Below are 26,207 nucleotides of genomic sequence, written 5' to 3' on the forward strand. Positions count from 1 at the left end.
TGTGCCACGGGGGCCGTCCACATATGGGTCCCGGCCTTCGCCGGGACGACACCATTGATGTGGTCCGCGTCAGCGGGGCAGAACCTACAGCCGGCGCAGCGCGACCGTCTGCACCACGTGGTCGGCGCCCTTCTTCAGGATCAGCGTCGCACGCGGCCGGGTCGGCAGGATGTTGTCCTCGAGATTGGCGAGGTTGGTGCGTTCCCAGATCGCGATCGCGGTTGCTGTCGCTTCTTCATCCGACAGCAGCGCATAGCGATGGAAGTAGGACCTCGGATCGGTGAACGCGGTGTCGCGCAGCGCCAGGAAGCGCTTGATGTACCACTGCCGCAGCGCGGACTCGTCGGCGTCGATATAGACCGAGAAATCGAAGAAGTCGGAGACGAACGGCACCGCCTTGCCGTCGCGCGGCAGCCGCCCGGTCTGCAGCACGTTGACGCCTTCGACGACCAGGATGTCGGGCTGGTCGATCTCGACCCATTTGTTCGGCACGATGTCGTAGGTCAGATGCGAATAGACCGGCGCGCGCACCCGACGCCGTCCCGCCTTGATGTCGCTGAGGAATGACAGCAGCGTCGGCAGGTCGTAGCTCTCCGGAAAGCCCTTCTTCTGCATGATGCCCTGCCGCTCGAGCACGGCATTCGGAAACAGGAAACCGTCGGTCGTGATCAGGTCGACCTTCGGCCGCGGCGACCAGCGCGCCAGCAGCGCCTGCAGCACGCGCGCGGTGGTCGACTTTCCGACCGCGACCGAGCCGGCGACGCCGACGATATAGGGCATCTTGCGGTCGCGGATGTTGAGGAACTGGCGCTGCGAATAGTACAGCCGCTGGGTCGCATCGACATAGATCGACAGCAATCGCGACAACGGCAAATAGATGTCCTCGACCTCCTGCAAATCGAGGCGGTCGTGCATCGAACGCAGGCGGTCGAACTCGCCCGGCTCCAGCGTCATCGGCGTATCGTCGCGCAAATGCGACCATTGCTGGCGCGTAAAGGTGCGGTAGGGGTTGTATTGCTGATCTGGTGCCCGGATGTCCATGAGGCCGCCCCTCTCAATGCGCTCGATCATGTGCGCTAGTCGCGCTTGCGCGACGCCTTCTCTTCCAGTCCCGACATCGCGGTGCGCTTCTCCAGCACGGCCTCGACATCCTCCAGCTTCACGCCGCGTGATTTCAACAGAACCAGCAGGTGAAACACCAGATCGGCGCTTTCAGCGATCAGGTGGTCGCGATTGTTCTCGACCGCGGCGATCACGGTCTCGACCGCCTCCTCGCCCACCTTCTTGGCGCAATGCTCCGCGCCCTTGTCGAGCAGCTTGCGGGTATAGGACGCCTCGCCGCCCGTTGCAGCGCGGGCGTCGATGGTAGCGGCCAGATCGTGGACCGTGAAACGCGACATCAACTCAACTCAAGCATGCGCATCGGCACCCCCAGGGTGCCATCCCTAGGTGGGGGCTTAGCATTTTTGTGACAAGGAGTCACAGACCTCTCTGTTTGAGCGTGGTCTTCACGGAAAACCGGTTTCCACTTTGCGCTAACGCGGCCGTGCCGGTCCTGACCACGCCCGCTCTACGGATCGAGGCGCATCGGCAGGCCGGCGCGCACCATGTGATCCTTGGCCTGGCGGATGGTGAATTCCCCGAAGTGGAAGATCGACGCGGCCAGCACGCCGGTGGCGTGACCCTCGCGGACGCCATCGACCAGATGATCGAGATTGCCGACGCCACCGGATGCGATAACCGGTACGGGGACACTGTCGGCGATCGCCCGGGTCAGCGGCAGGTCAAAGCCCTGCCTCGTGCCGTCCCGGTCCATCGAGGTCAGCAGGATCTCGCCGGCGCCCAGCGCGACCACCTCCTGGGCATATTCGATGGCATCGATCCCGGTGGCATTACGCCCACCATGGGTGAATATCTCCCAGCGCTCCGAGCCGCCGGCGCGCTTGACCCGCTTGGCGTCGATCGCGACCACGATGCATTGCTCGCCGTACTTCTCGGCCGCTTCCTTGACGAACTCACGGCGACTGACCGCCGCGGAATTGATCGAGACCTTGTCGGCGCCGGACCGCAGCAGGGTCTTGATGTCGTCGACAGTACGGACACCGCCGCCCACGGTCAGCGGCATGAAGCAGGCCTCCGCCGTCCGCCGTACCACGTCCAGCATGGTGCCGCGGTTCTCATGCGTAGCGGTGATGTCGAGGAAGGTGAGCTCATCGGCGCCGGCGGCGTCATAGGCGATCGCGGCCTCGACCGGGTCACCGGCGTCGCGCAGGTCGACGAAGTTGACGCCCTTGACCACGCGTCCGTCCTTGACGTCGAGGCAGGGGATCACGCGAACCTTGAACATGTCTGTGTCTCCTAAGCCGCGCTGCGGATCAGCTTGAGCGCGGCGACGGGATCAAGCCGTCCGTCGTAGAGCGCGCGGCCGACGATGGCGCCGGCGAGCTTTTTCGCACGCGGCTCCAGCAACGCCTTGACGTCATCGATCGAGGCAAAGCCGCCGGAGGCGATCACCGGAATCGAGATGCGGTCGGCGAGGGCGATCGTGGCATCGAGGTTGAGGCCCTTGAGCAGGCCGTCGCGGGCGATGTCGGTGAAGATGATCGCGGCAACGCCGGCGTCCTCGAAACGCTGCGCGATCTCGAGGACCGTCACATGCGAGGTCTCGGCCCAGCCCTCGACCGCGACCTTGCCTTCGCGCGCATCGAGGCCCACGGCGACGCGGCCGGGGAACTGCTTCGCCGCGCCCTTCACGAGCTCGGGATCGCGCACCGCCGCGGTGCCGATGATGACGCGGGTGATGCCTTTGTCGAGCCAGGCTTCGATGGTCTTGAGATCGCGGATGCCGCCGCCGAGCTGCACCGGCATGGTGACGGCCTTCAGCATCGCCTCCACCGCATGCGCGTTCATCGGCTTGCCGGCGAAGGCGCCGTCGAGATCGACGACGTGGAGATATTCGAAGCCCTGCGCGGCGAAGCTCTTGGCCTGCGCCGCCGGATCGAGATTGAACACGGTGGCGCGGGCCATGTCGCCCTGCTCCAGGCGCACGCACTGGCCGTTCTTCAGATCAACCGCTGGAAAGAGAATCACGGCTTCCACTTCAAGAAATTGGAGATCAGAGCGAGGCCGAAGCGCTGGCTCTTCTCGGGGTGAAACTGGGTGCCGATCGTGGTGTCCTTGCCGACGATCGCGGTCACCGGCCCGCCATAGTCGGCGCGCGCCAGCACGTCCGCCTCATTGGCGGCGTTGAGATGATAGGAGTGCACGAAATAGGCGTGGCGTCCCTTCGGCCCGAGCGGCAGCCGCTCCAGCACCGGATGCTCGCGCACCATATCGAGCGTGTTCCAGCCCATGTGCGGGACCTTCAGGTTCTCGTCGCGCGGCTCGATCTTCACGACATCGCCGCCGATCCAGTTGAAGCCCTCGGTGATCACGTGCTCCTTGCCGCGCGTCGCCATCAGCTGCATGCCGACGCAGATGCCGAAGAACGGCCGCGCCTTGACCCGCACCGCCTCGGTGAGCGCTTCCAGCATGCCGTCGACCGCATCGACGCCGCGGCGGCAATCGGCGAACGCACCGACACCGGGCAGCACAATGCGGTCGGCGCGATACACCGCATCGGGATCGCGCGTCACCTTGATGGCTTGCGGATCCTCCATGCTGCGCGCGGCGCGCTCAAAGGCCTTCGCCGCCGAATGCAGATTGCCGGAGCCGTAATCGATGATTGCAACGGTCATCGTGATCCTCCTGGCTCTGGAAACAATCCAATGATGCCGCCCTGCGGCATCGGCGGGGGTTTTGAGAATGATTGACCGGGGACGTCCCGGGTCGGCGGCGGCCCGCCTCGATCGACGGACCGCTGGTCGTTGAGGACGCCACGATGCCGCGCGGTCCAGCGCTCGAAGAAGCGACGCTCGGCGGCGTCGATGTTCTCGGCCACCACAATGTCGAGCTGACGCCATTTGCGCCGCGACAGCGTCCAGCGCTGCAAGGTCGCGGCCTCCAGCCCGATCAGCACCATCAGCACCAGGTCGACGAGCAAGATCGCGCCGCGGCCGATCCCGAGCTTGGCCAGCGCAAAATCAATCGCGAAGGTCAGCACCAGCCAGCCGATCAGCGCCAGCCAGAGCCTGTTCCAGGCCAGCCAGATCACACCGGCGACCGCGGCCCAGAAATGGAAGCCGTCGCGCACGAACACGAATTTATCGGCCGCCGCGAGATCGGCGCCGTTGGCCACGGGGGCATGCACTGTGTAGACCGGCATCGAACGCTCCGCCGAGGATGGACTTTTACTTACCGTATGATCGCCGCGAGAACCGGTGCCACCGTTTCCGGATCATGCTCCCGGGGTCAGCCGCCGAGCTGACCCTTTGTCGAGGGCACTTCGCCCTGGGCACGCGGATCGATCGCAACCGCCGTCCGGAGCGCCCTCGCCAAACCCTTGAAACAGGATTCGGAGATATGATGGCTGTTCTCGCCATATAGGGTCTCGACGTGGAGAGTCACGCCGGCGTTCATCGCGAAGGCGTTGAACCATTCGCGCACCAGCTCGGTGTCGAACTCGCCGATCTTGTCGCGCGGGAACTCGACCTTGAACACCAGCACCGGGCGGCCGGAAATGTCGATCACGACGCGCGACAGCGTCTCGTCCATCGGCATATGGATCGAGGCGTAGCGGGTGATGCCGGCCATGTTGCCGAGCGCCTGCTTCACGGCCTGCCCGAGCGCGATCCCGACGTCTTCGGTGGTGTGGTGGTAATCGACATGGAGATCGCCATCCGCCTTCACCGTGATGTCGATGCGCGAATGCCGGGCCAGGAGATCGAGCATATGGTCGAAGAAGCCGATCCCGGTCGAAACCGTGGATACGCCTGCTCCGTCGAGGTTGACCGTCACCTCGATGTCGGTCTCCTTGGTCTTGCGCTTGATGGTTGCCGTGCGCATGAAGATTGAGCTTTCCCGTGCCGAAAACGCCGGTCTTTTAACAGGCTGATGTCACCTTCGCTACTGCGGGATGACCCCGAAACGCCCTAACTTCGGGCCATGGTGACCCAAATTCCTTGCTAAATCGCCCGATTGTAACCCCCTGCCCGACCGCCTAAATCTGCCCGGAAGAGAGGTAACCTATGCAAGCATCCCAAAATGAGCTGCCGGTCTGGCATGGCACCACGATCTGCACGGTCCGCAAGGGCGGCAAGGTCGTGATCGGCGGCGACGGGCAGGTCTCGATCGGCCAGACCGTGATCAAGGCCAATGCCAAGAAGGTCCGGCGGATCGGCAAGGGCGACGTGATCGGCGGCTTTGCCGGCGCCACCGCCGACGCCTTCACCCTGTTCGAGCGGCTGGAGAGCAAGTTGGAGCAATATCCGGGGCAGCTAACCCGGGCGGCCGTCGAGCTCGCCAAGGACTGGCGGACCGACCGTTATCTGCGCCGGCTGGAGGCCATGATGATCGTGGCCGACAAGGACGTTTCCCTGGTGCTGACCGGCACCGGCGACGTGCTGGAGCCCGAATCCGGGGTCATGGCGATCGGCTCCGGCGGCAACTACGCCCTCGCCGCGGCCCGCGCGCTGGTCGATACCGACAAGGACGCCGAGACCATCGTGCGCCGCGCGCTGGATATCGCCGCCGATATCTGCGTCTACACCAACCGGAACGTGACGATCGAGACGATCGGCGGCTAGGCATGCCCGGCCCCTATCGTTTCCGCCCGATGACGACGGCCGACCTGCCGCAGATCAGCCGGTGGCTGACGCTGCCGCATGTCCGCCAGTGGTGGGGCGATCCGGCCGAGCAATATGCGCTCGTGAGCGGCGACCTCGAGGAGCCTGCGATGGACCAGTTCATCGTTGCCGCCGAGGGCAACGATTTCGGTTACATCCAGTGCTACGACCTGACGGCGTGGAATTCCGGCTTCGGCAAGCAGCCGGAAGGCACCCGCGGCATCGATCTCTTCATCGGCGAGCCGAACATGGTGGCAGGCGGCCACGGCTCTGCGCTGATCCGCGCCTTCGTCGACGACCGGCTGGCGCAAGGTGCGCCGCGCATCGTCGCCGATCCCGATCCGGCCAATGCGCGTGCCGTACGCGCCTATGCGAAAGCGGGCTTTCGGGAGGCCGGAATGGTCGATACGCCCGACGGGCCTGCGCTGCTGATGGTCCGCGACGCATGATGATCGCACCAAAGTCCGGCACCAGCGTTCCGGCGTGGCAATGGTTCGTGATCGCCGCTGGGCTGCTCGTGCTGCAGGCTGCGCTGCTCTATGCGATGGGCCGCTTGCCGATCTGCGCCTGCGGCTATGTCAAGCTCTGGCATGGCACGGTTCAGAGCTCGGAGAATTCGCAGCACATCACCGATTGGTACACGCTGTCGCATGTGCTGCATGGCCTGCTGTTCTATGGCCTGATCTTCCTGCTGCTGCCGCGGCTCGCCTGGCCTGGGCGGCTGATCGTCGCGATGCTGATCGAGGGCAGCTGGGAGCTCCTCGAAAACTCCAACTGGATCATCGAGCGCTACCGCGCCGGCACGATCTCGCTCGATTATTACGGCGACACCATCGTCAATTCGGTGTCGGACACGCTTGCGATGGTTTCAGGCTTCCTGCTGGCGCGCAAACTGCCAATCGCCGCAACAGTCGCGCTCGGAGTTGTGTTCGAAATCGTGATGCTGCTCCACATTCGCGACAATCTGACACTGAACATCATCATGCTGATCCACCCGTTCGAGGCGATCAGGCAGTGGCAGGCCGGGCCGCCCATCCTTTAGGCGGATCATGACCACCGCTTGCCGAGAGCGCGATTTCAACCTAGCTAGAGCCAATGACCGACTTCTCCCCCCGCGAAATCGTTTCTGAACTTGACCGTTTCATCGTCGGCCAGGCCGATGCCAAGCGCGCGGTCTCGATCGCGCTGCGCAACCGCTGGCGGCGGCTGCAGCTTGCCGGTTCCCTGCGCGAGGAGGTTCTGCCCAAGAACATCCTGATGATCGGGCCCACCGGTGTCGGCAAGACCGAGATCGCGCGGCGGCTGGCCAAGCTCGCGGGCGCGCCGTTCCTCAAGGTCGAAGCCACCAAGTTCACCGAGGTCGGCTATGTCGGCCGCGACGTCGAGCAGATCGTCCGCGACCTCGTCGAGGTGGCGATTTCGCAGACCCGCGAGCGCAAGCGCAAGGACGTCCAGGCCCGCGCCCAGCTCGCCGCCGAGGAGCGCGTGCTGGATGCGCTGGTCGGCCCCGGATCGAGCCCGGCAACGCGGGAGTCATTCCGCAAGAAGCTGCGCGCCGGCGAGCTCAACGACAAGGAAATCGAGATCGAGACGCAGTCGTCCGGCAGCGGCATGCCGATGTTCGAAATCCCCGGCATGCCCGGCGCCCAGATGGGCGCGATCTCGCTTGGCGACATCTTCGGCAAGATGGGCGGACGCAGCAAGACCCGCCGCCTGACGGTGGAAGGCTCGCACGAGATCCTCGTCAACGAGGAATCCGACAAGCTGCTCGACACCGACCAGCTGGTGCAGGAGGCGATCAACGCCGTCGAGAATAACGGCATCGTCTTCCTCGACGAGATCGACAAGATCTGCGTGCGCGAGAACCGCGCCGGCGGCGACGTCTCGCGCGAAGGCGTGCAGCGCGATCTGCTGCCGCTGATCGAAGGCACTACGGTCTCGACCAAGCACGGCGCGGTCAAGACCGATCACATCCTGTTCATCGCCTCGGGCGCCTTCCATATCGCCAAGCCCTCGGACCTGCTGCCCGAGCTTCAGGGCCGCCTGCCGATCCGCGTCGAGCTGCAGGCGCTGACCCGTGACGACATGCGCCGGATCCTGACCGAGCCGGAAGCCTCGCTGATCAAGCAATATGTCGCGCTGCTGAAGACCGAGGGCGTCACGCTCGACGTCACCGACAGCGCGATCGACGCACTCGCCGATGTCGCGGTCGCGGTCAATTCCACGGTCGAGAATATCGGCGCGCGGCGGCTGCAGACCGTGATGGAACGGGTGCTGGACGAGATCTCCTTCACCGCCCCCGATCGCCACGGCGAGACCATCCAGGTCGATGCCGACTACGTGACCAAGCATGTCGGCGACCTCGCCAAGAACGCCGATCTGAGCCGGTTTATTTTGTAAGCGGCCCGTCGCCCCGGCGTAGGCCGGGGCCCCCAACCACCGCTGCCCGTATTGAGCCAAGACTCGGACCGCTATCCCGTCTAACAACTAAGCTTTGTGGTAATGGGTCCCGGCTTTCGCCGGGACGACGCGGTGGGCGACGATGAGTCTGCGAACTTGGCAATCCCCCTGGCGCGTGATGCTGGCCGTCAATGCGGCCGTGCTGGTCGGGGTGTTCCTGCACAAGATCGCGCTGCCGCCCTTCGTTCCCTACATCCACCTCTTGGTCGACTATCACTACGGCTTCACCAAGCGCGCGCTGATCGGCGCGATCGTGTCGCTGTTCACCGACAAGGTGCCGGTGTGGCTGGTGTTCGCGCTGGCCGGCACGATGTGGCTGGTGACGCTCGGCCTGTTCGTCAAACTCTTTCAGAAGACATTCGGCTTCGACGATGCGCATTGGCCGCTGTTCGTTTTCATCGCGGGGTCGCCGTTCTTCCTGAAGAATTTCATGCACACGCTCGGCCATTTCGACATCTATGGCTGTGCGCTGACGATCGTACTGCTGCTGATCCCGGCGCGCTCGCTCGTCTACGTGCTGATCGCGGCGCTGTTCTCGATCCTGCTGATCCTGATCCATCACATCTTCGTTCTGATGTATGTTCCGACCATCGCGGCGATCGTGCTGCTGCGCTTCTATCTGATGCAGCGCGTGACACCGCGGAACATCGTCATCGGCCTTGTGGCGCTCGCCGCAGTCGGCATCCTGTTTCTGGGCGCGCAGTTCGCCGGCACGGTCGAGGTGCCCTATGACGAATTCATCCGTCACCTGCAAAGCCGGATGGCCGATCCGTCGCGGACCGACCTGCTTGCGTTCGGCTACATCTGGTACCAGCCGCTGTCGAAGGAGTTCGCCGACACCTGGACGCGGATGCCCTCGAACATCCTGGGCGTCCCGGTGTTTGCGCTGCTGATCTGGCTGCACGTGCCGCTGTGGCGCTATTTCGCACGGCTGATCGGCGCGCTGGCAAATGATCTGCACCGGCGGATCGTGTTCGCCGCGCTTATCATGATCAGCGCCGGCTATTTGGTGATGTTCGTGACCGTGTTTGACTATTCGCGCTGGATCTCGAACTGGGCGGTTTGCATGTTCCTGATGCTGCATGCCGTGAAGACGCTGCCGGCATCGAAGGACGTGCCGCTGATCCCGTCAGACGATCGCAAGACGACTATCCTCGGCTGGATCGTGACGCTGATCCCGCGCGTCGGGATTGTGAGACCGTTTTAGGCTCAGCGCGCGCGCCGGACGCGCACATAGAGCGCGCCCTCGCCGCCATGGCCGATATGCGCTTCCTCGAAGCCGACGACCAGGGAGCGGAATTCCGGCAGGCTGAGCCATTCCGGCACCTGCCGGCGCAGCACGCCGCGTTCGGACTCCAGCCCGCCGACCTTGCCCTTGCCGGTGATGACCAGCACGAAGGTGAGCCCGTCGCTGTGCGCGCGTTGCAGGAAGGCGAACAACATCCGATGCGCGCGAAGCTGCGTCATGCCGTGCAGATCGAGCCGCGCATCGATCTCCTGCCGGCCGCGCGACAGTTTTGCGCGTTCGCGGCGGCCGATCGGCGCCAGCGGCGGCACGTGCGGACGCGGCGCCGGAGCGGCCTTGACCGACGTCACCGGCTTGACCGGGATCGGCTTGGCTGCGGCATGATGCGCGGCCGGGTCAGCGGCTGCGGCGTGGGCTTTCGGCGGGGCCGGCTTCTTGCGCAGCGGCTTGACCTGCTTGGCGACGCTTTCCCAGAGCGCACGCTCCTCCTCGCTCAGCGCACGCTTGCGCCGCGACGGAGCGGACAGGTCGGGGATCGGCGCGGGTCGTTTCATTGATCGCGGTGATGGCGAGTGCGCCGGGTGCGCCGCTTCTCCGGTTGCGGAATGTCGGGCCGGGCGACCGGCAACGGCACCGGTTCTGCCACAGGTGCGGCCTCCGCGACAGGGGTCGTTGCCGGAGGAGTAGCGGGCGCGGCATCCTTCGCGGCCGCGCCCTTGGCGGCGCTGTTGGCCGCATCCTTGCTCCCAGCTCTGGCGACGGTCGCAGTCGGCACGTCCGCGGACTTCGCCGCCGGCTTGTCCTTTGGCGGATCGGTCTGCGGAAACAGCTTCGCGATTTTGGCCGACGGCCGCTCGTCAGGGATCGGCAGCTTGTGGCCGCGCGCCACGGGATCGAGCCCCTTCGGCACCAGCATCACGAACTGCATGTTGTGCCGCAGCCGGCCCGAGACCTTGCCGGCGTCCGCGCCGGCGCCGAAATAAAGATCGGCGCGCGCCGGGCCGACGATCGCCGATCCAGTATCCTGCGCGATCATCAGCCGGTGGAACGGCGTCTTGGACTGCTCGGATTCGATCGGCAGCTCACCGGCGATGAAGAACGGCGTGCCGTAGACATGCAGCGCCTTGTCGACCGCGATCGAGCGGCCCGGCGTCAGCGGCACGCCCTGCGCACCGACCGCCTCGTCCTTGTCGGACAGCGGCACCTCACGGAAGAACACGTAGGCGCGGTTCTGCCGCCGCAGCTCCTTGGCGCCGTCGGGGTTCTGCTCCATCCACTCCCTGATCTTCTGCATCGACATCTGATCCTTCGGGATGATGCCGCGGTCGATCAGGACGCGCCCGACCGGCGTATAGGGATAGCCATTATGTGCGTCGTAGTTGATGCGCAGGGTGGTGCCGTCCTCGAACTTGATCCGCGCCGAGCCCTGGATCTGGGCGAACAACAGATCGGTCTGGCTCTTCAGCCAGGCGATCTCCAGTCCACGGCCGGCGATCGCACCGTCCTCGATCTGGCCGCGGTCGTAATAGGGCACCAGCTTGCGCCGGCCGATCTTGCGATACACCGGGCCGCTGTTGGGCAGGCCGACGGACGCTTGCGTCTTGCCGCGCACGAACAGGTTGGACGGCCGGCGATAGACCGGGACATTGTAGACGTCGGTCTGGATCCGTGAGCCGTCGAGCACCGGCTCGTAATAGCCGGTGACGAAGCCGGCTTCCTCGCCGAGCCGCGAGATCCGTAGCGGAACAAAATTCTGCTCGAAGAATTCCTTCGCCTTCGCCCCACTGCCGAGATCGAGTCCCTTGGCGATCCGGCAGGGATCGCGCAGCGAGCTGCCGAGCGCCTTCGATTCCGTTGGCGCGCCCTGCTGGGCCGCGATCGGCTTGCAGCTGGTGCGAAACGCCTTGTAGGCAGCAAGATGATCGTCGTCGCTCCAGCCGGAGACGTTGGCCCAGGCAAGCGGCTCATACTGGCTGCCGCTGACCTGCAGCGGCAATTCCAGATTGGGATAGGGGACCGGGTGCGTGTGTTCGTGCCGCGGCGGAGCGTGCCGGCTCGACCTGTAGCGTGCGGCGATCGCCGCGGTGGAGCACACAACCGCGAGCGCGCAGCACGCGATTGCGAGGCGCCCGTAGCTGAGATGTTTAGTGAGCGCTTCCAGTTCCAACCAGCTTCCAATTCGGATCGCGGGAAGTCGAGTCGCGGGCGAATGTCCAGATGTCGGTGATGTCGGCGACCTTGTCCGGGCTACCGTCGACGATAGTTCCTGTCTTGTCGCGCGTGACCGAGATCATCTGCGACACGAAGCGGACGGTGAGCTGGGTCGAGCGATCGCGCGTCTCCGCGCTGACGATCTCGGCCTTGTCGATCGAGACGAACCGCGTCTCGGTCTTCTGCTCGTGCTTCTCGCGATCCTTGATCGCGGCCTCGAAGCTTTCATAGACCTCGGCCGACAGCAGGTCGCGCAGCGCGCGGCGATCGCCGTTGGCGAAGGCCAGCACGATCATTTCATAGGCCGAGCGGGCGCCTGAGAGGAAATGCCGCGGATCGAACGAGGAATCCTGGGCGACGACCGCGTCGAGACCCTGCGCCAGCGGCGTGCCGGGGTCGGCGATGCCCTTCCAGCGTTCCGTGGGCTCGACCGGTTCGGCGGGCGCGGCCGGGGCCGGCTGATCGATCACCGATCCCGGGATCGGCACGACGTTGTTATCCTGGCCGCGCTGCAGGACGTTGGGTGCTGCACGATCATACGGCGGCCGCTCGCTTCCCGTGCGCTGTCCGAGAACGCTGCGCAGACGCAGGAAGATAAATACGGCCAGCGCCAGGAAGATGATGGTGTAGATATCCACGTCGAATTCGCTTTCTGGTCTCTGCCGGCAACGGGCCGGGCATCAAAGCGTTCCCGGTCGGGAACGGCAGAGATTACATCACCGATTGAGTCCGCAGCATGTAGGCACGAAACTATGCCCGGCCAATGGCGCTTTTTGGCACGGGCAAGTGTAGCGCGTTTTGACCCCGGGGGGAAACCCGTTCCTTCCCGGAAATCGCGTATCTTCAATAATTTAGGAAGCCGTTAAGGGATTGGGCGGAGCTGCGCACGTGAGCCGGTTGCCGGAGATTTGGCCGCAGGCCCGCCAGCCCGCACGCGCTCGTCGTCCTTGTGGACCGAGCCGGGCCTATGATAGCCACTCGCCGGCATCGGCATTTCCAAACCTCAACGCGTGCCGTCGGACACCCTGTCCCGAGCGCCGCTCCAGGAGACATTTTCATGACCAATGGCAACGGCGCCCCCGTCGAACAGCCCGCTCCCCAGCTCAACGTGCTGGCGCAGTACACCAAGGACCTGTCGTTCGAGAACCCGAATGCGCCGACCTCGCTCGGCCAGCAGCAACAGCAGCCGGCGATCAACATCCAGATCAACGTTGGCGCCAACAACCTGTCGGAGAACGAGTACGAGGTGATCCTCTCGATCGAGGGCAAGGCCGAATCGGCCGGCAAGGTGATGTTCAGCTTCGACCTCGCCTATGCCGGCGTCTTCCGGATCGTGAACGTGCCGAAGGAGAATTTGCATCCGCTGGTCATGATCGAGTGCCCGCGGCTGCTGTTCCCGTTCGCGCGCGAGATCGTCGCGACCTCGGTCCGCGACGGCGGCTTCCCGCCCCTGCTGCTCGACCCCGTCGATTTCGTCGGTCTCTACCGCCAGAACATGGAGCGGCAGGCCGCCGCCCAGGCCGCTTCCGGCGTCAAGCCGAGCTGAGCTCAAGTTCGAGATAGCACCATCCGGATCTGTGAGCCGTCATCCTGAGGAGCCTGTGAAGCAGGCGTCTCGCAGGATCGACGGCCACCAGCCGGGCCGTGCATCCTTCGAGACGCGCTTCGCGCTCCTCCAGCGACAAAGGCAAAGCCTTTGCGCGGGGATGACGGGATTGAGAGATCAAGCCGCCGGTGCTGCTGCGGGCGCTGGCGGCGGCAGATAATCGTTCCAGATCGGCTTGTCGCCAAGTGTTGCGACGAAGGCCCGGTGGGCTTCGCGATCCGCCTCGCTGACCCGCGCAACCAGCGCCGTCTCGCGCTGCCGCCGCGGCGTATCGCCGTAGCTTCCGCTGCGCGCGTCCGAATTTTCCGACGCCAGGATGAGCTGCGACTGCCGCGCCCCGATCAGGTCGATATAGACCTCGGCCAGCAGCTCGGCGTCGAGCAAGGCGCCGTGCTTGGTGCGGCGGGAATTGTCGATCTGATAGCGCGAGCAGAGATCGTCGAGCCGGTTCGACACGCCGGGATGCTTGCGTCGCGCCAGCAGCAGCGTATCGACCAGCCGGTCTTTCGGGATGGCCTTCCGCTTGATGCGATCAAGCTCGGCGTTAATGAAGCTGATGTCGAACGAGGCGTTGTGGATCACCAGCGGCGTATCGCCGATGAAGGCCAGGAAATCGTCCACCACCTCATTGAACAGCGGCTTGGAGGCGAGGAATTCGGTCGACAGCCCATGCACGTTGAACGCTTCGGTCGGCATGTCGCGTTCGGGATTGATGTAGACGTGGTAGGTCTGTCCCGTCGGCATGCGGTTGAAGATCTCGACGCAGCCGATCTCGACCAGCCGGTCGCCGCGCAGCGGATCGAGGCCAGTGGTTTCGGTATCGAGAACGATTTCGCGCATGACGTGAGGGAATCCGGAAGAGCGCGGCGAATCAGGTCCGCCGCTCCGGCATCTTAGCAACCTCGGCCAGAATGTCGCGGATCCGCGCCCGCACCGGATCAAGTCCGTGCGAGGTATCCACGATGAAATCCGCGCGCTTGCGCTTCTCGGCGTCCGGCATCTGCTTGGCGATGATGGCGTCGAGTTTCGCCGCATCCATGGTGCCCCGCGCCAGCACGCGCTCGCGCTGCAGCTCCGGCGAGGTGGTGACGACGACGACGGCGTCGACGCGCTTCTCGCCGCCGGTCTCATACAGCAGCGGCACGTCGACCACGACGATCGGCGCGCCGATAGCTTCCGCATCGGCAAAGAATTTCTGCCGCGAGGCGCCAAGCATCGGATGCACGATCTGCTCGAGCTGCCGCATCGCCGCGGGCTCATGCACCACACGTGCCGAGAGTTTTGCGCGGTCGACCTTGCCGTTCACGGTGGTGCCGGGAAAGGCGGCCTCGATCGCTGGGACCGCTTCGCCCTCATAGAGCTGATGCACGGCGGCATCGGCGTCGTACACCGGCACGCCGGCCTCCATGAAGAGTTTGGCCGTGGTGGATTTCCCCATCCCGATCGAGCCGGTCAATCCAAGAATCAGCATCGCATCAACATCGGTTCAGCATCTCTCCCATGTCTTGGCACCTCATACCGCGAGCAGCTTTTCACGGCGCAGGAATGCGAGCAGCGACAATAGCGGCAGGCCGAGGATGGTGAAATGGTCGCCTTCGATCCGTTCGAACAGATGCACGCCGAGGCCCTCGAGCTGATAGGCGCCGACGCTGGTCGTCACCGCCTCCCCGGCCTGGTCGAGATAGGCTTCGATCTCGCCGGCGGCGAGCTGCCGCATCGTCATCCGGGCGACGCTGACATCGTCGAACAGGACGTTCCCATCGCGCGCGACCGAGACGGCCGAGTGCAGCGTATGCGTCTGCCCGGCGAGCAGGCCGAGCTGCGCGGCAGCCTGGGCGCGGCCGGCAGGCTTGCTGAACATCCGTAGCCCCAGCGCCAGCGTCTGGTCGGCGCCGACGACATATTGACCCGGTCTTTGCCGCGATATGAACAGCGCCTTCTCGCGCGCCAGGAGCGAGGCGATCTCGCCCGGCGCCGAAAGGCCGGAATTTTTCTGCACCGCGCGTTCATCGATATCGGCCGGCAGCGCCTCGAATTCGAGGCCGGCGTTCTCAAGCAACACCCTCCGCGCACGGCTTTGCGAGGCAAGGATCAGCTTCTGCGGGCTGCGCCAGATGCTCATGATTTGGCGGTTACTCCGACGGCCGCGCGCGCTGGCGGTCGTTATAGAGCTTCATGATCGCAGCCGCCGTCTCCTCGATCGAGCGACGCGTCACGTCGAGCAATGCCCAGTTGAATTTCGCACTCAGGCGCCGTGCAAATGCGACTTCGTCAGCCACCGCCTGCTTGTCGATGTAGGTGTCGTTGTCGCGATCGCCCATGGTAAGGAGGCGGTTCTGCCGGACCTGGATCAGGCGCTCCGGGGTCGCATGCAGGCTGACCACCAATGGCTTCTTCAGGGTCTCGAGCTGGTGCGGCAGCGGGATGCCCGGCACTAGCGGCACATTGGCAGTTCTTATGCCGCGGTTGGCAAGATAGATCGAGGTCGGCGTTTTCGACGTGCGGGACACGCCGACCAGGACGACGTCCGCGTCCTCGAGGCCTTCGACATGCTGACCATCGTCATGGATCATCGTGTAGTTGAGCGCGTCGATCCGGCTGAAATATTCCGCGTTGAGCACATGCTGCGCACCGACGCGGCCGGTCGTCGCGGCACCCAGATACGCCTCGAACAGCTGCATCACCGGCCCGATGATCGACAGGCTCGGCACGTTGATTTCCTTGCACTTGCCTTCGAGTCGGCCGACCAGATCCTTCTCGAGCAGCGTGAACAGGACAATGCCGGGCGATTCCTCGATCTCGTCGAGCACGCGATCGAGCTGCTTCTGGCTGCGCACCAAAGGATAGACATGCTCGACCGCGGTCACGTTGGCGTATTGCGCGGCGACCGCGCGCGCCACGGTGATCAACGTCTCGCCGGTCGAATCAGACACCAGATGCAGGTGGAAATAATTGGAGGTCGTCGGCACCGGAGCCCCTGTCTATCCTGTGAATCCCTGTGGAGGTCGAGGAGAAGAATCCGGGGCCGCCGCCAGGTCCCTGTATATCTCGTCACCTTCTTCACAGCACCGCCGAAAAGGATAAGTCGACGTCATCGGACGGATGATAGTGAAGCGGTGTGGATTTGTCTCTTGATAAGCTGGCCACCGAGGCCCGCAACCGATTGAGTTGAGCGACAGATTCCGGATTTCCACTCTCGCCGGCCGAAATGTTGAGGGTTGTGAACAAGCCCGCAAGAACGGCTGGATCGTTTTGCATGAGTCAAATTCACTGTCACTTAGACTCAAACCTTAGATTCTAAACTTAATTAAGTTTAGGAGAGCCGTGTGAGCGGATATGTATCGGTCCCTCGCAAGCAGAGCCTGGCGCGCAACGCCAAGACTGCTCGAGTTGCTTCCTGAAAGGCATCACCGCGATGTTGTATGACTGGATCAAGGCCCTGCACATCGTTGCCGTGATCTCCTGGATGGCGGGCATGCTCTATCTGCCGCGGCTGTTCGTCTACCATTGCGAGGCCGAAGCTGGCTCGAAACAGTCCGAGACCTTCAAAGTCATGGAGCGGCGGCTTTTGAAGGCGATCATCAATCCCGCGATGATCGTGACCTGGCTTGCCGGGCTTTATCTGGTCTGGGCCGGACACTGGTACCTATCGGGCTGGTTTCAGGTCAAATTTACGCTAGTGCTCGTCATGTCGGGTATCCACGGCTTTTTGTCCCGCTGCGTGAAGGATTTCGCCGCCGACCGGAATCAGCGCACCCAGAAATTCTATCGCATTATCAACGAGGTGCCGACGCTTCTCATGATCCTGATCGTGATCATGGTGGTCGTGAAGCCGTTCTAGACAACGCGATGCTCAGGACGCATGCTTCAGTCCTTCTTGCGCAGAACGAATCGATTTTCTATATAGGTCCTATCCCACCCCACGCAGGCGGATGTGGTCGCGTTTCGGCTCTTTTCGGGCCGGCGCCGCATCAGGTTTGAAAGCCCGAACGGCACTTTCCTGGCTGAGACCTGCGGACCTTCCTTTGGCGTCCGCTTTTTCCAAGCCACCTCGCACCCCTTCCCTACTTACTTCCTCACAGGACGACCCCAATGCGGGAAATCAAGCTCCAGGACCTCAAATCGAAAACGCCGGCCGAGCTCGTCTCGTTCGCGGAAGAGAACGGGGTCGAGAATGCCAGCACCATGCGAAAGCAGGAGCTGATGTTCGCAATTCTCAAGAACCTCGCGGCCGCCGAGACCGACATTGTCGGCGAGGGCGTCGTGGAAGTGCTGTCCGACGGATTCGGCTTCCTTCGTTCGCCCGACGCGAACTACCTGCCTGGTCCCGACGACATCTACGTCTCGCCCTCGCAAATCCGCCGCTTCGGCCTGCGCACCGGCGACACGATCGAAGGACACATTCGCAGCCCGAAGGAAGGCGAACGCTATTTTGCGCTGCTGAAGGTCAATACGCTCAATTTCGAGGATCCAGAGAAGGCCAAGCACAAGGTCAATTTCGACAACCTCACGCCGCTGTTTCCGAATCAGCGTTTCCGCATGGAGCTCGAGGATTCCACCAAGAAGGATCTCTCTGCCCGCGTGATCGACATCGTCGCGCCGATCGGCAAGGGCCAGCGCGCGCTGATCGTGGCGCCGCCGCGCACCGGCAAGACGGTGCTGATGCAGAACATCGCGCACTCCATCACCGCCAATCATCCGGACTGCTACCTGATCGTGCTTCTGATCGACGAGCGTCCGGAAGAAGTCACCGATATGCAGCGCTCGGTGAAGGGTGAGGTGGTGTCGTCGACCTTCGACGAACCCGCCGTGCGTCACGTCCAGGTCGCCGAGATGGTGATCGAGAAGGCCAAGCGTCTGGTCGAGCATGGCCGCGATGTCGTGATCCTGCTCGATTCGATCACCCGTCTCGGCCGCGCCTACAACACCGTCGTGCCGTCATCCGGCAAGGTGTTGACCGGCGGTGTCGACGCCAACGCTCTGCAGCGCCCGAAGCGCTTCTTCGGTGCCGCGCGCAACATCGAGGAGGGCGGTTCGCTGACCATCATCGCAACCGCGCTGGTCGATACCGGCAGCCGCATGGACGAAGTCATCTTCGAAGAGTTCAAGGGCACTGGTAACTCGGAACTGATCCTCGACCGCAAGGTCTCGGACAAGCGGACCTTCCCGGCGATCGACATTGCCCGCTCCGGCACCCGTAAGGAGGAGCTCATCACCGACCCGCAGGTGCTGAAGAAGATGTACGTCCTGCGCCGCATCCTCAATCCGATGGGCACCATGGACGCGATCGACTTCCTGCTCGACAAGCTCCGGAACACGAAGAGCAACTCGGAATTCTTCGACTCCATGAACACCTGAGGCTACGGCCGAAAGGAACAGGGCGCTCCGCACAAACGGGGCGCCTTTTTTCATGCTGCGGATTTGCTGCAGCAATGCGCAGCATGAATCCGGTTGGCTCAGCGCATCGAATATTCATATAACTATCTGATATGATTCATATTTGCAGTCCATTGGTTGTGATCTGACAGGCTGAGGTGCAACAAGAATGCTGCGCGGTCGCCGCGACGAAGTTCGGTTATGCTGCATTGCAGTATACTGCGGCATGACGTGCGAAATGGAAGCGGCATTGCCTTTGTCGGTTTTGTTGGAAGAAATAGGCGATGCATCCGCGCGACCAGACTATCTTCGCATTATCCTCCGGGCGGCCGCCGAGTGCGATCGCCATTGTCAGGCTGTCTGGCCCAATGGCCGAGTCGGTCATTGGTGGACTGGCGGGCAAGACCCCGGCCCCGCGAATGGCGACCCGGGCGTTGCTCCGCGATTCGAACCATCAACCGATCGACGACGCGGTCGTGTTGTGGTTCCCGGGCCCGGCGAGTGCGACCGGCGAGGACATCGCCGAATTTCAAGTCCATGGCGGACGCGCGGTATTGGCAGCGATGTTCGATGCCATCGCCGCGTTCGAGAATGTGCGGCCGGCCGAGCCCGGCGAGTTCACCCGGCGGGCCTTCGAGAACGGCAAGCTCGACCTGACCGAGGCCGAGGGCCTCGACGATCTGATCCACGCCGATACCGACCGCCAGCGGCGCCAGGCGCTGCGACAGTTGAAGGGATTGCTCGGCGATCGCGCGCGTGACTGGCGCGAGCGGATCATCGCGGCGTCGGCGCTGATCGAGGCCGGCATCGATTTCGCCGATGAAGGCGATGTCCCGGCGGAGCTGATTGCGCCGGCGCTCGAGAAGATCCGGGCGCTGCACGACGAGATCAAGCAGGTGCTGGCGGGGCAGGGGCAAAGTGAGCGGTTGCGCGACGGCTTGGTGGTCGCGATCGCAGGTCCGCCGAATGTCGGCAAATCGACCCTGATCAATCAGCTTGCGAAGCGCGAGGTCGCGATCGTCTCACCGCATGCCGGCACGACCCGCGACGTGATCGAGGTGCAGCTCGACCTCGACGGCTATCCCGTTACGGTCATCGACACCGCCGGAATCCGCGAGACCGACGACCCGGTGGAGCAGGAGGGTGTTCGCCGTGCCCGGGCGCGCGCGGCTGAGGCCGATCTCGTGCTGTGGCTGGCCGACAGCCGCGGCGCAAAGGTCGGGCATGGCGGAACGACGCCGACCTGGCTGGTGCGGAACAAGATCGATCTGGTGAGGACTCCGCCGGGTGAGGGAGGTAGCTACCCCGAATTCAGGATCTCGGCAGCCCGCGGCGATGGCCTCTCCGAGTTGATTGCCGCATTAGTCGGTTTCGCTCACGACTATTTCGCGACCAGCGAGGGCGGTCTGATCAGCCGGACGCGGCAGCGCGGATTGCTGGAGGAGACGGTCGAGGCTCTTGGACGCAGCATCGACGTAGTCGGGCAGGGCGAGGAACTCGCTGCCGAGGAACTTCGCCGGGCGGCGACCTCGCTCGGCCGTTTGCTTGGTCGGGTAGACGTCGAAGACATCCTGGACGTCATCTTCCGCGAGTTCTGCGTCGGGAAGTAGCGGGCGCCCGTCTGTTTCACGTGAAACATGGTTTCGATCTGGTTAACGACGCCCGTTCCCGTTTCACGTGAAACAAAGGCTGTCACCCGACCGGGCTGTTTCACGTGAAACAACTCCGCCCCGTCATTGCGAACGAAGCGGCGCAATCCATATCTCGACCGAGAAGCGGTTCTCAAACCAGCGGTCCAACTTCGTTCTTCCGGCTTTCATCACTCCACGATAGAAGTCCCGCCATGACTATCAGGGCAGATTCATTCGACGTCATCGTCATTGGCGGCGGCCATGCCGGCTGCGAGGCCGCAAGTGCGGCTGCACGGATGGGCGCGAAGACGGCCTTGGTGACCCATCGTTTCGCGACCATTGGTGCGATGTCCTGCAATCCCGCGATCGGCGGCCTCGGCAAGGGTCATCTTGTCCGCGAAGTTGACGCACTGGATGGCTTGATGGGTCGGGTGGCCGACGCCGGCGGCATCCAGTTCCGCATGCTCAATCGCCGGAAGGGTCCGGCGGTCCGCGGGCCCCGGGCCCAGGCCGACCGCAAGCTTTATGCCGCCGCGATGCAGGCGGCCATCACCGAGACCGCGAACCTCAGCGTTGTCGAGGGCGAGGCGGATGAGCTGATTGTCGTCGACGGCCGCGTGACCGGTATTCGCCTGGGCGATGGCCGCCAACTTTCAGCAGGTGCTGTTGTCATCACGACCGGCACCTTCCTGCGTGGTCTGATTCATCTCGGCGAGAAGAACTGGCCGGCAGGCCGGGTCGGCGAGGCGCCGGCCATGGGCCTGTCTGCCTCGTTCGAGCGGGCAGGTTTTGTGCTCGGCCGGCTCAAGACCGGGACCCCTCCGCGTCTCGACGGCACCACGATCGACTGGTCCGCGGTCGAAATGCAGCCCGGAGACGAGCCTCCGGAGCCGTTTTCGGTCATGACGGACCGGATTACGACCCCGCAGATCCAGTGCGGCATCACCCGGACCACGCCGGCGACCCATGAGGTGATCCGGGCCAACGTACATCGCTCGCCGATGTATTCCGGCCAGATCAAGAGCTCCGGACCGCGCTATTGCCCCTCGATCGAGGACAAGATCGTTCGCTTTGGCGACCGCGACGGCCATCAGATCTTCCTGGAGCCGGAAGGGCTGGACGACAGCACGGTCTATCCCAACGGCATCTCGACCTCGCTGCCCGAAGAGGTCCAGCTCGCGATCCTCGCCAGCATCCCCGGGCTCGAGCGGGTGAAGATGGTTCGGCCGGGCTACGCGATCGAATACGATCACGTCGATCCGCGGGAGCTCGATCCGACCCTTGAGACCAAGCGTCTGCGCGGGCTTTTCCTGGCTGGCCAGATCAATGGCACCACCGGATATGAAGAGGCGGCAGGGCAGGGCATCGTTGCCGGGCTCAATGCCGCGCTGGCCGCCAGTGGGACTGATCCGATCGTATTCGACCGCGCAGACGGCTATCTCGGCGTGATGATCGACGATCTCGTGACCCGCGGGATCACCGAGCCCTATCGGATGTTCACCTCGCGGGCCGAATACCGGCTGACCCTGCGGGCCGATAATGCCGACCAGCGCCTGACCGACAAGGGCATCGCGCTCGGCTGCGTCGGTTCGGCTCGCGCGGAACGCCACCGGACCAAGATGGCGGCGCTGGAAGGGGCCAAGGCGTTGGCGAAATCGCTCGCGATCACCCCGAACGAGGCTGCGAAGCATGGGCTCGCGCTCAATCGCGACGGTCATCGCCGCTCCGCCTTCGAGCTACTGGCCTATCCGGAGATCGAATGGCCGGCAGTGCGGGCGATCTGGCCGGAGCTGTCGGCCATTGACCCTGCGATCGCGGTGCATCTCGAGATCGATGCCAAATACGATGTCTATCTGAAGCGTCAGACTGCCGACGTCGACGCCTTTCGGCGCGACGAAGGCCTGGTCCTGGCCGATGTCGACTATGCCGATGTGCCGGGGCTCTCGAATGAAGCCCGTGCCAAGCTGCAGAAGGCGCAGCCGCGGACGGTCGGGCAGGCCGGCCGCATCGACGGCATGACGCCGGCGGCGCTGGGTATTTTGGCGGCCTATCTGCGGCGTGAGGCACGGCGGAAATCGGCCAAGGCGACCGCCTGACGTTTCACGTGAAACACGCGCGGTGAGCGCCTATCTTTTGCGTGTGCGAATCGACCGACACGCCGCTCGTCGGCCTCGCCACCGGTTCTCACTCCCTTAGACAACACGGCCTGCACCAAGAATGGCTCCAGCCCCGCAATCCACCGAACTCGGCGTCTCCGCCAAGGACAGGGCCGCGGCGCTCGCGCTCACGCCCGTTTCACGTGAAACAGAGGCGCGGCTCGATCGCTACATCGCGCTCCTGCTGGAGTGGCAGGCCAAAACCAACCTCGTCGCGCCCTCCACGCTTCCGAATCTCTGGACGCGGCATATCTCCGATTCTCTGCAGCTTTTGAACCTCGCACCCTCAGCAAAGTCCTGGGTCGATCTCGGCAGCGGCGGCGGCTTTCCCGGCGTCGTGCTGGCCTGCGCGTTGGCCGAGACAGAAGGCGCGCGAATCCATCTGGTTGAGCGAATCGCCAAGAAGGCTGCATTCTTGCGCGAGGCGATACGGGTCACGGAGTCACCGGGGACGGTGCATCTGGCTGATATCGGGGATACTGTGGATAGAATCGCAGGCCCCATCGATTGCGTCACCGCGCGGGCGCTGGCTCCGTTACATCAACTGATCGGCTTTGCGGAGCCGTGGGTCAAAAAGGGCGCCAAGGCGCTGTTTTTGAAGGGTCAAGATGTAGAGGCCGAATTGACCGAGGCCACTAAATATTGGAATATTGAGCCAAAGTTACACTCCAGCCGGACCGGCGGACAGGGCTGGATCGTCGAACTCGGGTCAATCGAGCGACGCTAGGGGACTCCGCAAGAGCAAATGGTATTTTGGTATGACCGTGATGGACGAGGTTTATCAAGGGGATAAGGCGCTCCAGGCGCCGGGCCATCCGCGCATCCTGTCGCTCGCCAACCAGAAGGGCGGCGTCGGCAAGACCACCACAGCGATCAATCTCGGTACCGCACTCGCTGCGATTGGCGAGCGCGTCCTGATCGTCGATCTCGATCCGCAGGGCAACGCCTCGACCGGCCTCGGCATCGATCGCCGCAGCCGCAACTGCTCGACCTATGACGTGCTGATCGGCGAGGCGCCGCTGCGCGATGCCGTGGTCGCGACGGCGGTGCCGCGGCTGCACATCGCCGCCTCCACCATGGACCTCTCCGGCCTCGAGCTAGAGCTCGGCACCACGCCGGGCCGCGCGTTCCGGCTGCGCGATGCGATCGCCGGGCTGAACAACAACGTCTCGCCCGACTCCGATTACACCTACGTGCTGATCGACTGCCCGCCCTCGCTCAACCTGCTGACGGTGAACGCGATGGCGGCGTCGGACGCGATCCTGGTGCCGCTGCAATGCGAGTTCTTCGCGCTCGAAGGTCTGTCGCAATTGCTGCAGACCGTGGAGCAGGTGCGCTCGACGCTCAATCCGACCCTGTCGATTCACGGCATCGTGCTGACCATGTTCGACTCGCGCAACAACCTCTCCAACCAGGTGGTTGCCGACGTGCGCCAGTTCATGGGCGACAAGGTCTACGACACGATGATCCCGCGCAACGTGCGCATCTCGGAAGCGCCGTCCTACGGCAAGCCGGTCCTGGTCTACGACCTCAAATGCGCCGGCAGCGATGCGTATCTCAAGCTCGCCACCGAAGTGATCCAGCGCGAGCGCGAGCTGCGCACGCACTGACGATGCGTAGGATGGGTAGAGCGAAGCGAAACCCATCACTCTCGTCGCGCGCCGCGATGGGCTTTGCTGCGCGCGGCCCGCTCGACGATTCTGAAATTCAAGTCTGGAGTACTGCGTGTGAATCCAAGGGAGCTCGCAACAATGGCCGATGAAGCGCGTTCGCGACTGGGGCGCGGGCTGGCAAGCCTGATCGGAGATGTCGGCGGCGAGGCGGCCGCGCATGTCGAGCGGCCGCGCACGCAGCGCAAGGTGCCGATCGAATTCCTCAAGGCCAACCCGCGCAATCCGCGGCGCAGCTTCGCCGACGCCGAGCTCGGCGAGCTCGCCGATTCGATCAAGGCGCGCGGCGTGATCCAGCCGATCGTGGTGCGCGCCATCAAGGGCGTGCAGGACCGCTTTGAGATCATCGCCGGCGAGCGCCGCTGGCGTGCCTCGCAGCTTGCCGGGCTGCATGAAGTGCCGATCGTGCCGGTCGAGGTCTCTGATTCCGACGCGCTCGAGATCATGATCATCGAGAACGTCCAGCGCGAAGACCTCAACGCGATGGAAGAGGCGCTGGGCTATCACGCGCTCGCCGACGAGTTCAAACGCAGCCAGGAAGACATCGCCAAGATCGTCGGCAAGAGCCGCAGCCATGTCGCCAACATGATGCGGCTGACCAAGTTGCCCGCTGAAGTGCAGGCGCTGATCTCGAAGGGCGATCTCTCCGCCGGCCACGCCCGCGCACTGATCGGCGTGCCGGATCCGCTCACGGCCGCGAAGCGCATCGTCGCCGAGGGCCTCAACGTCCGCCAGGCCGAGGCGCTGGCGCACGAGGAGGGCGTGCCGGAGCGCAAGCCGCAGAAGCAGCGCAGCAGCGCCGCGGCCAAGGTCGACAAGGACGCCGATACGCTGGCGCTGGAGAAGCGCGTCAGCGATGCGCTCGGCCTCACCGTTACCGTCAGCCATCGCGATCCCGGCGGCACCGTCCAGATCAGCTACCGCAACCTCGAGCAGCTCGACGAGGTGGTGCGGCGGCTGGAGGGCGGTTAGCTTCCTCAATCTCTCTCCGCGTCATTTGCAAGCGGAGCGAATCAATCCATCGTTCCGCATCTGCGGCTCCATCGATTGCTTCGCTTCGCTCGCAATAACAGTTATTTCAACGCCTCGGCTATCCCCGCCGCTTCGCATTCGCCGCGATCGAGAGCAGCGCGCGCTGTGCGATGACGGCGGCGAGCGCGGCCTGCTTGCGCATGTCGAGCGCCGCGGTGGCGAGCTGATCGATCACGGCCACCAGCCGCGGCGGCGTGAAATTGCGCAGCGCGACCTCGACCGCCGGCTTGCGCGAGAAATGCAGCCGCGGAAATCCGCCCTCGAGCACGGTCGATGCCGGCGTGCCGTCGGCGATCGCGAGTGCCGACTTATGCAGCCACGCCGCCTGGCGCTGCGCGGCCGAGATGATCACGCCGGGATAGGTGCCGGCGACCATCGCCTTGGTGAACTCGCTTTCCACCAGCGCGGCGTTGCCCGCGAAGGCGCCGTCGACGATCGGATCGAGCTTCAGCTCGGAGGCGTCGGAGACCACCGTCATCACGTCGTCGAGCGTGATCTCGCCCTTGCCGTGCGCGAACAGCGCGAGCTTTCGTAGCTCGTTGCGCGAGGCCATGCGGTCGCCGCCGAGCAGCGACATCAGCACCGCGCGCGCATCCTGCGCGAGCCGCAGGTTGGAGACGCGCAGTTCGTCCTCGATCAGCTTGGTCAGGTCGCGCTCGGTGTCGGGATAGCAGCCGATCGCCACCGCAGTCTTGGCGCGCTCGCAGATCTTGCGCAGCGGCGATTCCGGCCTGAGCTCGCCGGCCTCGATCACGATGCGGCAATCCTTGAGTGCTGGGGTCTCGGTCAGCGTTTCGACGCCACTCGAAAAATTGCGCGAGCCGGCGCGGACGCGGATGGCGCGGCGGCCGCCGAACAGCGGCACCGTCATGGCTTCATCGACCAGCCGCGACGGCTCGGCGGCGAGCTCGTCGCCATCGAGCCGCACCAGTGAGAATGGATCGTTGGGGTCGTCGACGGCGGACGCCATCAGCGCGTCGGCGCGCTCGCGCACCAGGCCGAGGTCCGGGCCGTAAAGCAGGATGATCGGGCGACCGGCGTCAGGCCGGGCGAGGAAGCTGTCGATCTCTTTTCCGCGAAGCGCGACCAATGCGGC

General features: G+C 64.3%; 28 protein-coding genes. 13 read left to right on the forward strand and 15 right to left on the reverse strand.

Features of this window, described 5'->3' with window-relative positions:
* Positions 1-84: 84 nt before the first annotated feature.
* From coaA to hisB, 7 genes are all read right to left on the reverse strand, one after another.
* Positions 85-1,041 (reverse strand): type I pantothenate kinase, encoded by a 957-nt coding sequence (gene coaA / locus CO675_RS33845; RefSeq protein WP_097676177.1) that lies wholly within the window; start codon positions 1,039-1,041, stop codon positions 85-87.
* A 35-nt stretch (positions 1,042-1,076) separates the two neighbouring features.
* Entirely contained in the window at positions 1,077-1,400 is a 324-nt protein-coding gene (locus CO675_RS33850) for a phosphoribosyl-ATP diphosphatase (RefSeq protein WP_097676179.1), read from the reverse strand.
* Positions 1,401-1,570: 170 nt separating this feature from the next.
* On the reverse strand, positions 1,571-2,347 hold the full coding sequence (gene hisF, locus CO675_RS33855; RefSeq protein WP_097676180.1) for an imidazole glycerol phosphate synthase subunit HisF: 777 nt from the start codon (positions 2,345-2,347) through the stop codon (positions 1,571-1,573).
* An 11-nt stretch (positions 2,348-2,358) separates the two neighbouring features.
* The gene (gene hisA, locus CO675_RS33860; protein WP_097676262.1) at positions 2,359-3,090 is read right to left on the reverse strand and encodes a 1-(5-phosphoribosyl)-5-[(5-phosphoribosylamino)methylideneamino]imidazole-4-carboxamide isomerase; all 732 of its coding nucleotides are present in this window, start codon (positions 3,088-3,090) and stop codon (positions 2,359-2,361) included.
* Positions 3,087-3,737 carry an imidazole glycerol phosphate synthase subunit HisH gene (hisH, locus tag CO675_RS33865; protein ID WP_097676181.1) on the reverse strand — a complete coding sequence of 217 codons (651 nt, stop codon included), beginning with the start codon at positions 3,735-3,737 and terminating at the stop codon, positions 3,087-3,089. The genes hisA and hisH overlap by 4 nt, the downstream gene beginning before the upstream one ends.
* Positions 3,734-4,264, reverse strand: a complete 531-nt coding sequence (locus CO675_RS33870; protein WP_097676182.1) for a DUF2628 domain-containing protein — start codon at positions 4,262-4,264, stop codon at positions 3,734-3,736. The genes hisH and CO675_RS33870 overlap by 4 nt, the downstream gene beginning before the upstream one ends.
* A gap of 86 nt (positions 4,265-4,350) precedes the next feature.
* Positions 4,351-4,944: an imidazoleglycerol-phosphate dehydratase HisB gene (hisB, locus tag CO675_RS33875; protein WP_021078165.1), complete on the reverse strand. Its 594-nt coding sequence runs from the start codon at positions 4,942-4,944 to the stop codon at positions 4,351-4,353.
* A 182-nt stretch (positions 4,945-5,126) separates the two neighbouring features.
* Between hisB and hslV the strand changes: the two genes are divergently transcribed.
* From hslV to CO675_RS33900, 5 genes are all read left to right on the forward strand, one after another.
* Complete coding sequence (hslV, locus tag CO675_RS33880; RefSeq protein ID WP_024583062.1) at positions 5,127-5,684, forward strand: ATP-dependent protease subunit HslV; 558 nt, start codon at positions 5,127-5,129, stop codon at positions 5,682-5,684.
* Positions 5,685-5,686: 2 nt separating this feature from the next.
* Positions 5,687-6,172 carry a GNAT family N-acetyltransferase gene (locus CO675_RS33885; RefSeq protein ID WP_097676183.1) on the forward strand — a complete coding sequence of 162 codons (486 nt, stop codon included), beginning with the start codon at positions 5,687-5,689 and terminating at the stop codon, positions 6,170-6,172.
* Positions 6,169-6,765, forward strand: coding sequence for a DUF2585 domain-containing protein (locus CO675_RS33890; protein ID WP_097676184.1), 597 nt, complete (start codon positions 6,169-6,171; stop codon positions 6,763-6,765). Before CO675_RS33885 ends, CO675_RS33890 begins: the two co-directional genes overlap by 4 nt.
* Positions 6,766-6,818: 53 nt before the next feature.
* Positions 6,819-8,123, forward strand: coding sequence for an ATP-dependent protease ATPase subunit HslU (gene hslU / locus CO675_RS33895; protein ID WP_097676185.1), 1,305 nt, complete (start codon positions 6,819-6,821; stop codon positions 8,121-8,123).
* A gap of 142 nt (positions 8,124-8,265) precedes the next feature.
* Positions 8,266-9,390 (forward strand): hypothetical protein, encoded by a 1,125-nt coding sequence (locus CO675_RS33900; protein ID WP_097676186.1) that lies wholly within the window; start codon positions 8,266-8,268, stop codon positions 9,388-9,390.
* A gap of 2 nt (positions 9,391-9,392) precedes the next feature.
* On the opposite strand, the gene CO675_RS33905 is transcribed toward CO675_RS33900, so the two are convergent.
* Genes CO675_RS33905 through CO675_RS33915 form a run of 3 tightly spaced genes read right to left on the reverse strand, consistent with a single transcriptional unit; the run spans position 9,393 to position 12,278 of the window.
* Positions 9,393-9,983: a Smr/MutS family protein gene (locus CO675_RS33905; RefSeq protein WP_097676187.1), complete on the reverse strand. Its 591-nt coding sequence runs from the start codon at positions 9,981-9,983 to the stop codon at positions 9,393-9,395.
* Positions 9,980-11,590 (reverse strand): murein transglycosylase A, encoded by a 1,611-nt coding sequence (gene mltA, locus CO675_RS33910; RefSeq protein ID WP_097676263.1) that lies wholly within the window; start codon positions 11,588-11,590, stop codon positions 9,980-9,982. Before mltA ends, CO675_RS33905 begins: the two co-directional genes overlap by 4 nt.
* A complete protein-coding gene (locus CO675_RS33915; protein WP_097676188.1) occupies positions 11,574-12,278 on the reverse strand; it encodes a Tim44/TimA family putative adaptor protein in 705 nt (234 codons plus the stop codon). The genes mltA and CO675_RS33915 overlap by 17 nt, the downstream gene beginning before the upstream one ends.
* Before the next feature lie 419 nt (positions 12,279-12,697).
* Between CO675_RS33915 and secB the strand changes: the two genes are divergently transcribed.
* Complete coding sequence (gene secB / locus CO675_RS33920; protein ID WP_097676189.1) at positions 12,698-13,186, forward strand: protein-export chaperone SecB; 489 nt, start codon at positions 12,698-12,700, stop codon at positions 13,184-13,186.
* A gap of 177 nt (positions 13,187-13,363) precedes the next feature.
* Here secB and dnaQ read toward each other — a convergent pair whose 3' ends face one another.
* The 4 genes from dnaQ to CO675_RS33940 are packed head-to-tail and all read right to left on the reverse strand — an operon-like array spanning position 13,364 to position 16,215.
* Entirely contained in the window at positions 13,364-14,086 is a 723-nt protein-coding gene (gene dnaQ, locus CO675_RS33925) for a DNA polymerase III subunit epsilon (RefSeq protein WP_097676190.1), read from the reverse strand.
* Between the two features lie 31 nt (positions 14,087-14,117).
* On the reverse strand, positions 14,118-14,717 hold the full coding sequence (coaE, locus tag CO675_RS33930) for a dephospho-CoA kinase (RefSeq protein WP_097676191.1): 600 nt from the start codon (positions 14,715-14,717) through the stop codon (positions 14,118-14,120).
* Positions 14,718-14,759: 42 nt separating this feature from the next.
* Positions 14,760-15,368, reverse strand: a complete 609-nt coding sequence (locus CO675_RS33935) for a Maf family protein (protein ID WP_097676193.1) — start codon at positions 15,366-15,368, stop codon at positions 14,760-14,762.
* A gap of 10 nt (positions 15,369-15,378) precedes the next feature.
* Positions 15,379-16,215 carry a pyruvate, water dikinase regulatory protein gene (locus CO675_RS33940; RefSeq protein ID WP_097676194.1) on the reverse strand — a complete coding sequence of 279 codons (837 nt, stop codon included), beginning with the start codon at positions 16,213-16,215 and terminating at the stop codon, positions 15,379-15,381.
* A 449-nt stretch (positions 16,216-16,664) separates the two neighbouring features.
* Between CO675_RS33940 and hemJ the strand changes: the two genes are divergently transcribed.
* The 7 genes from hemJ (at position 16,665) to CO675_RS33975 (ending at position 25,051) form a co-directional block, all read left to right on the forward strand.
* A complete protein-coding gene (gene hemJ, locus CO675_RS33945; RefSeq protein ID WP_097676264.1) occupies positions 16,665-17,087 on the forward strand; it encodes a protoporphyrinogen oxidase HemJ in 423 nt (140 codons plus the stop codon).
* A gap of 251 nt (positions 17,088-17,338) precedes the next feature.
* On the forward strand, positions 17,339-18,604 hold the full coding sequence (rho, locus tag CO675_RS33950; RefSeq protein ID WP_028341998.1) for a transcription termination factor Rho: 1,266 nt from the start codon (positions 17,339-17,341) through the stop codon (positions 18,602-18,604).
* Between the two features lie 302 nt (positions 18,605-18,906).
* Positions 18,907-20,232 (forward strand): tRNA uridine-5-carboxymethylaminomethyl(34) synthesis GTPase MnmE, encoded by a 1,326-nt coding sequence (gene mnmE, locus CO675_RS33955; protein ID WP_097676196.1) that lies wholly within the window; start codon positions 18,907-18,909, stop codon positions 20,230-20,232.
* A gap of 233 nt (positions 20,233-20,465) precedes the next feature.
* Positions 20,466-22,349, forward strand: coding sequence for a tRNA uridine-5-carboxymethylaminomethyl(34) synthesis enzyme MnmG (gene mnmG / locus CO675_RS33960; RefSeq protein WP_097676197.1), 1,884 nt, complete (start codon positions 20,466-20,468; stop codon positions 22,347-22,349).
* 121 nt (positions 22,350-22,470) lie between these two features.
* Positions 22,471-23,136: a 16S rRNA (guanine(527)-N(7))-methyltransferase RsmG gene (gene rsmG / locus CO675_RS33965; RefSeq protein WP_097676199.1), complete on the forward strand. Its 666-nt coding sequence runs from the start codon at positions 22,471-22,473 to the stop codon at positions 23,134-23,136.
* Positions 23,137-23,167: 31 nt separating this feature from the next.
* The gene (locus CO675_RS33970; RefSeq protein ID WP_097676200.1) at positions 23,168-24,019 is read left to right on the forward strand and encodes a ParA family protein; all 852 of its coding nucleotides are present in this window, start codon (positions 23,168-23,170) and stop codon (positions 24,017-24,019) included.
* A gap of 141 nt (positions 24,020-24,160) precedes the next feature.
* Positions 24,161-25,051 carry a ParB/RepB/Spo0J family partition protein gene (locus CO675_RS33975; RefSeq protein WP_198964847.1) on the forward strand — a complete coding sequence of 297 codons (891 nt, stop codon included), beginning with the start codon at positions 24,161-24,163 and terminating at the stop codon, positions 25,049-25,051.
* A 118-nt stretch (positions 25,052-25,169) separates the two neighbouring features.
* Here CO675_RS33975 and holA read toward each other — a convergent pair whose 3' ends face one another.
* On the reverse strand, positions 25,170-26,201 hold the full coding sequence (gene holA, locus CO675_RS33980; RefSeq protein ID WP_097676202.1) for a DNA polymerase III subunit delta: 1,032 nt from the start codon (positions 26,199-26,201) through the stop codon (positions 25,170-25,172).
* Between the last annotated feature and the right edge of the window lie 6 nt (positions 26,202-26,207).

The organism is Bradyrhizobium sp. C9, assembly GCF_002532045.1.
In the GTDB taxonomy this organism is placed as follows: Bacteria; Pseudomonadota; Alphaproteobacteria; order Rhizobiales; family Xanthobacteraceae; genus Bradyrhizobium.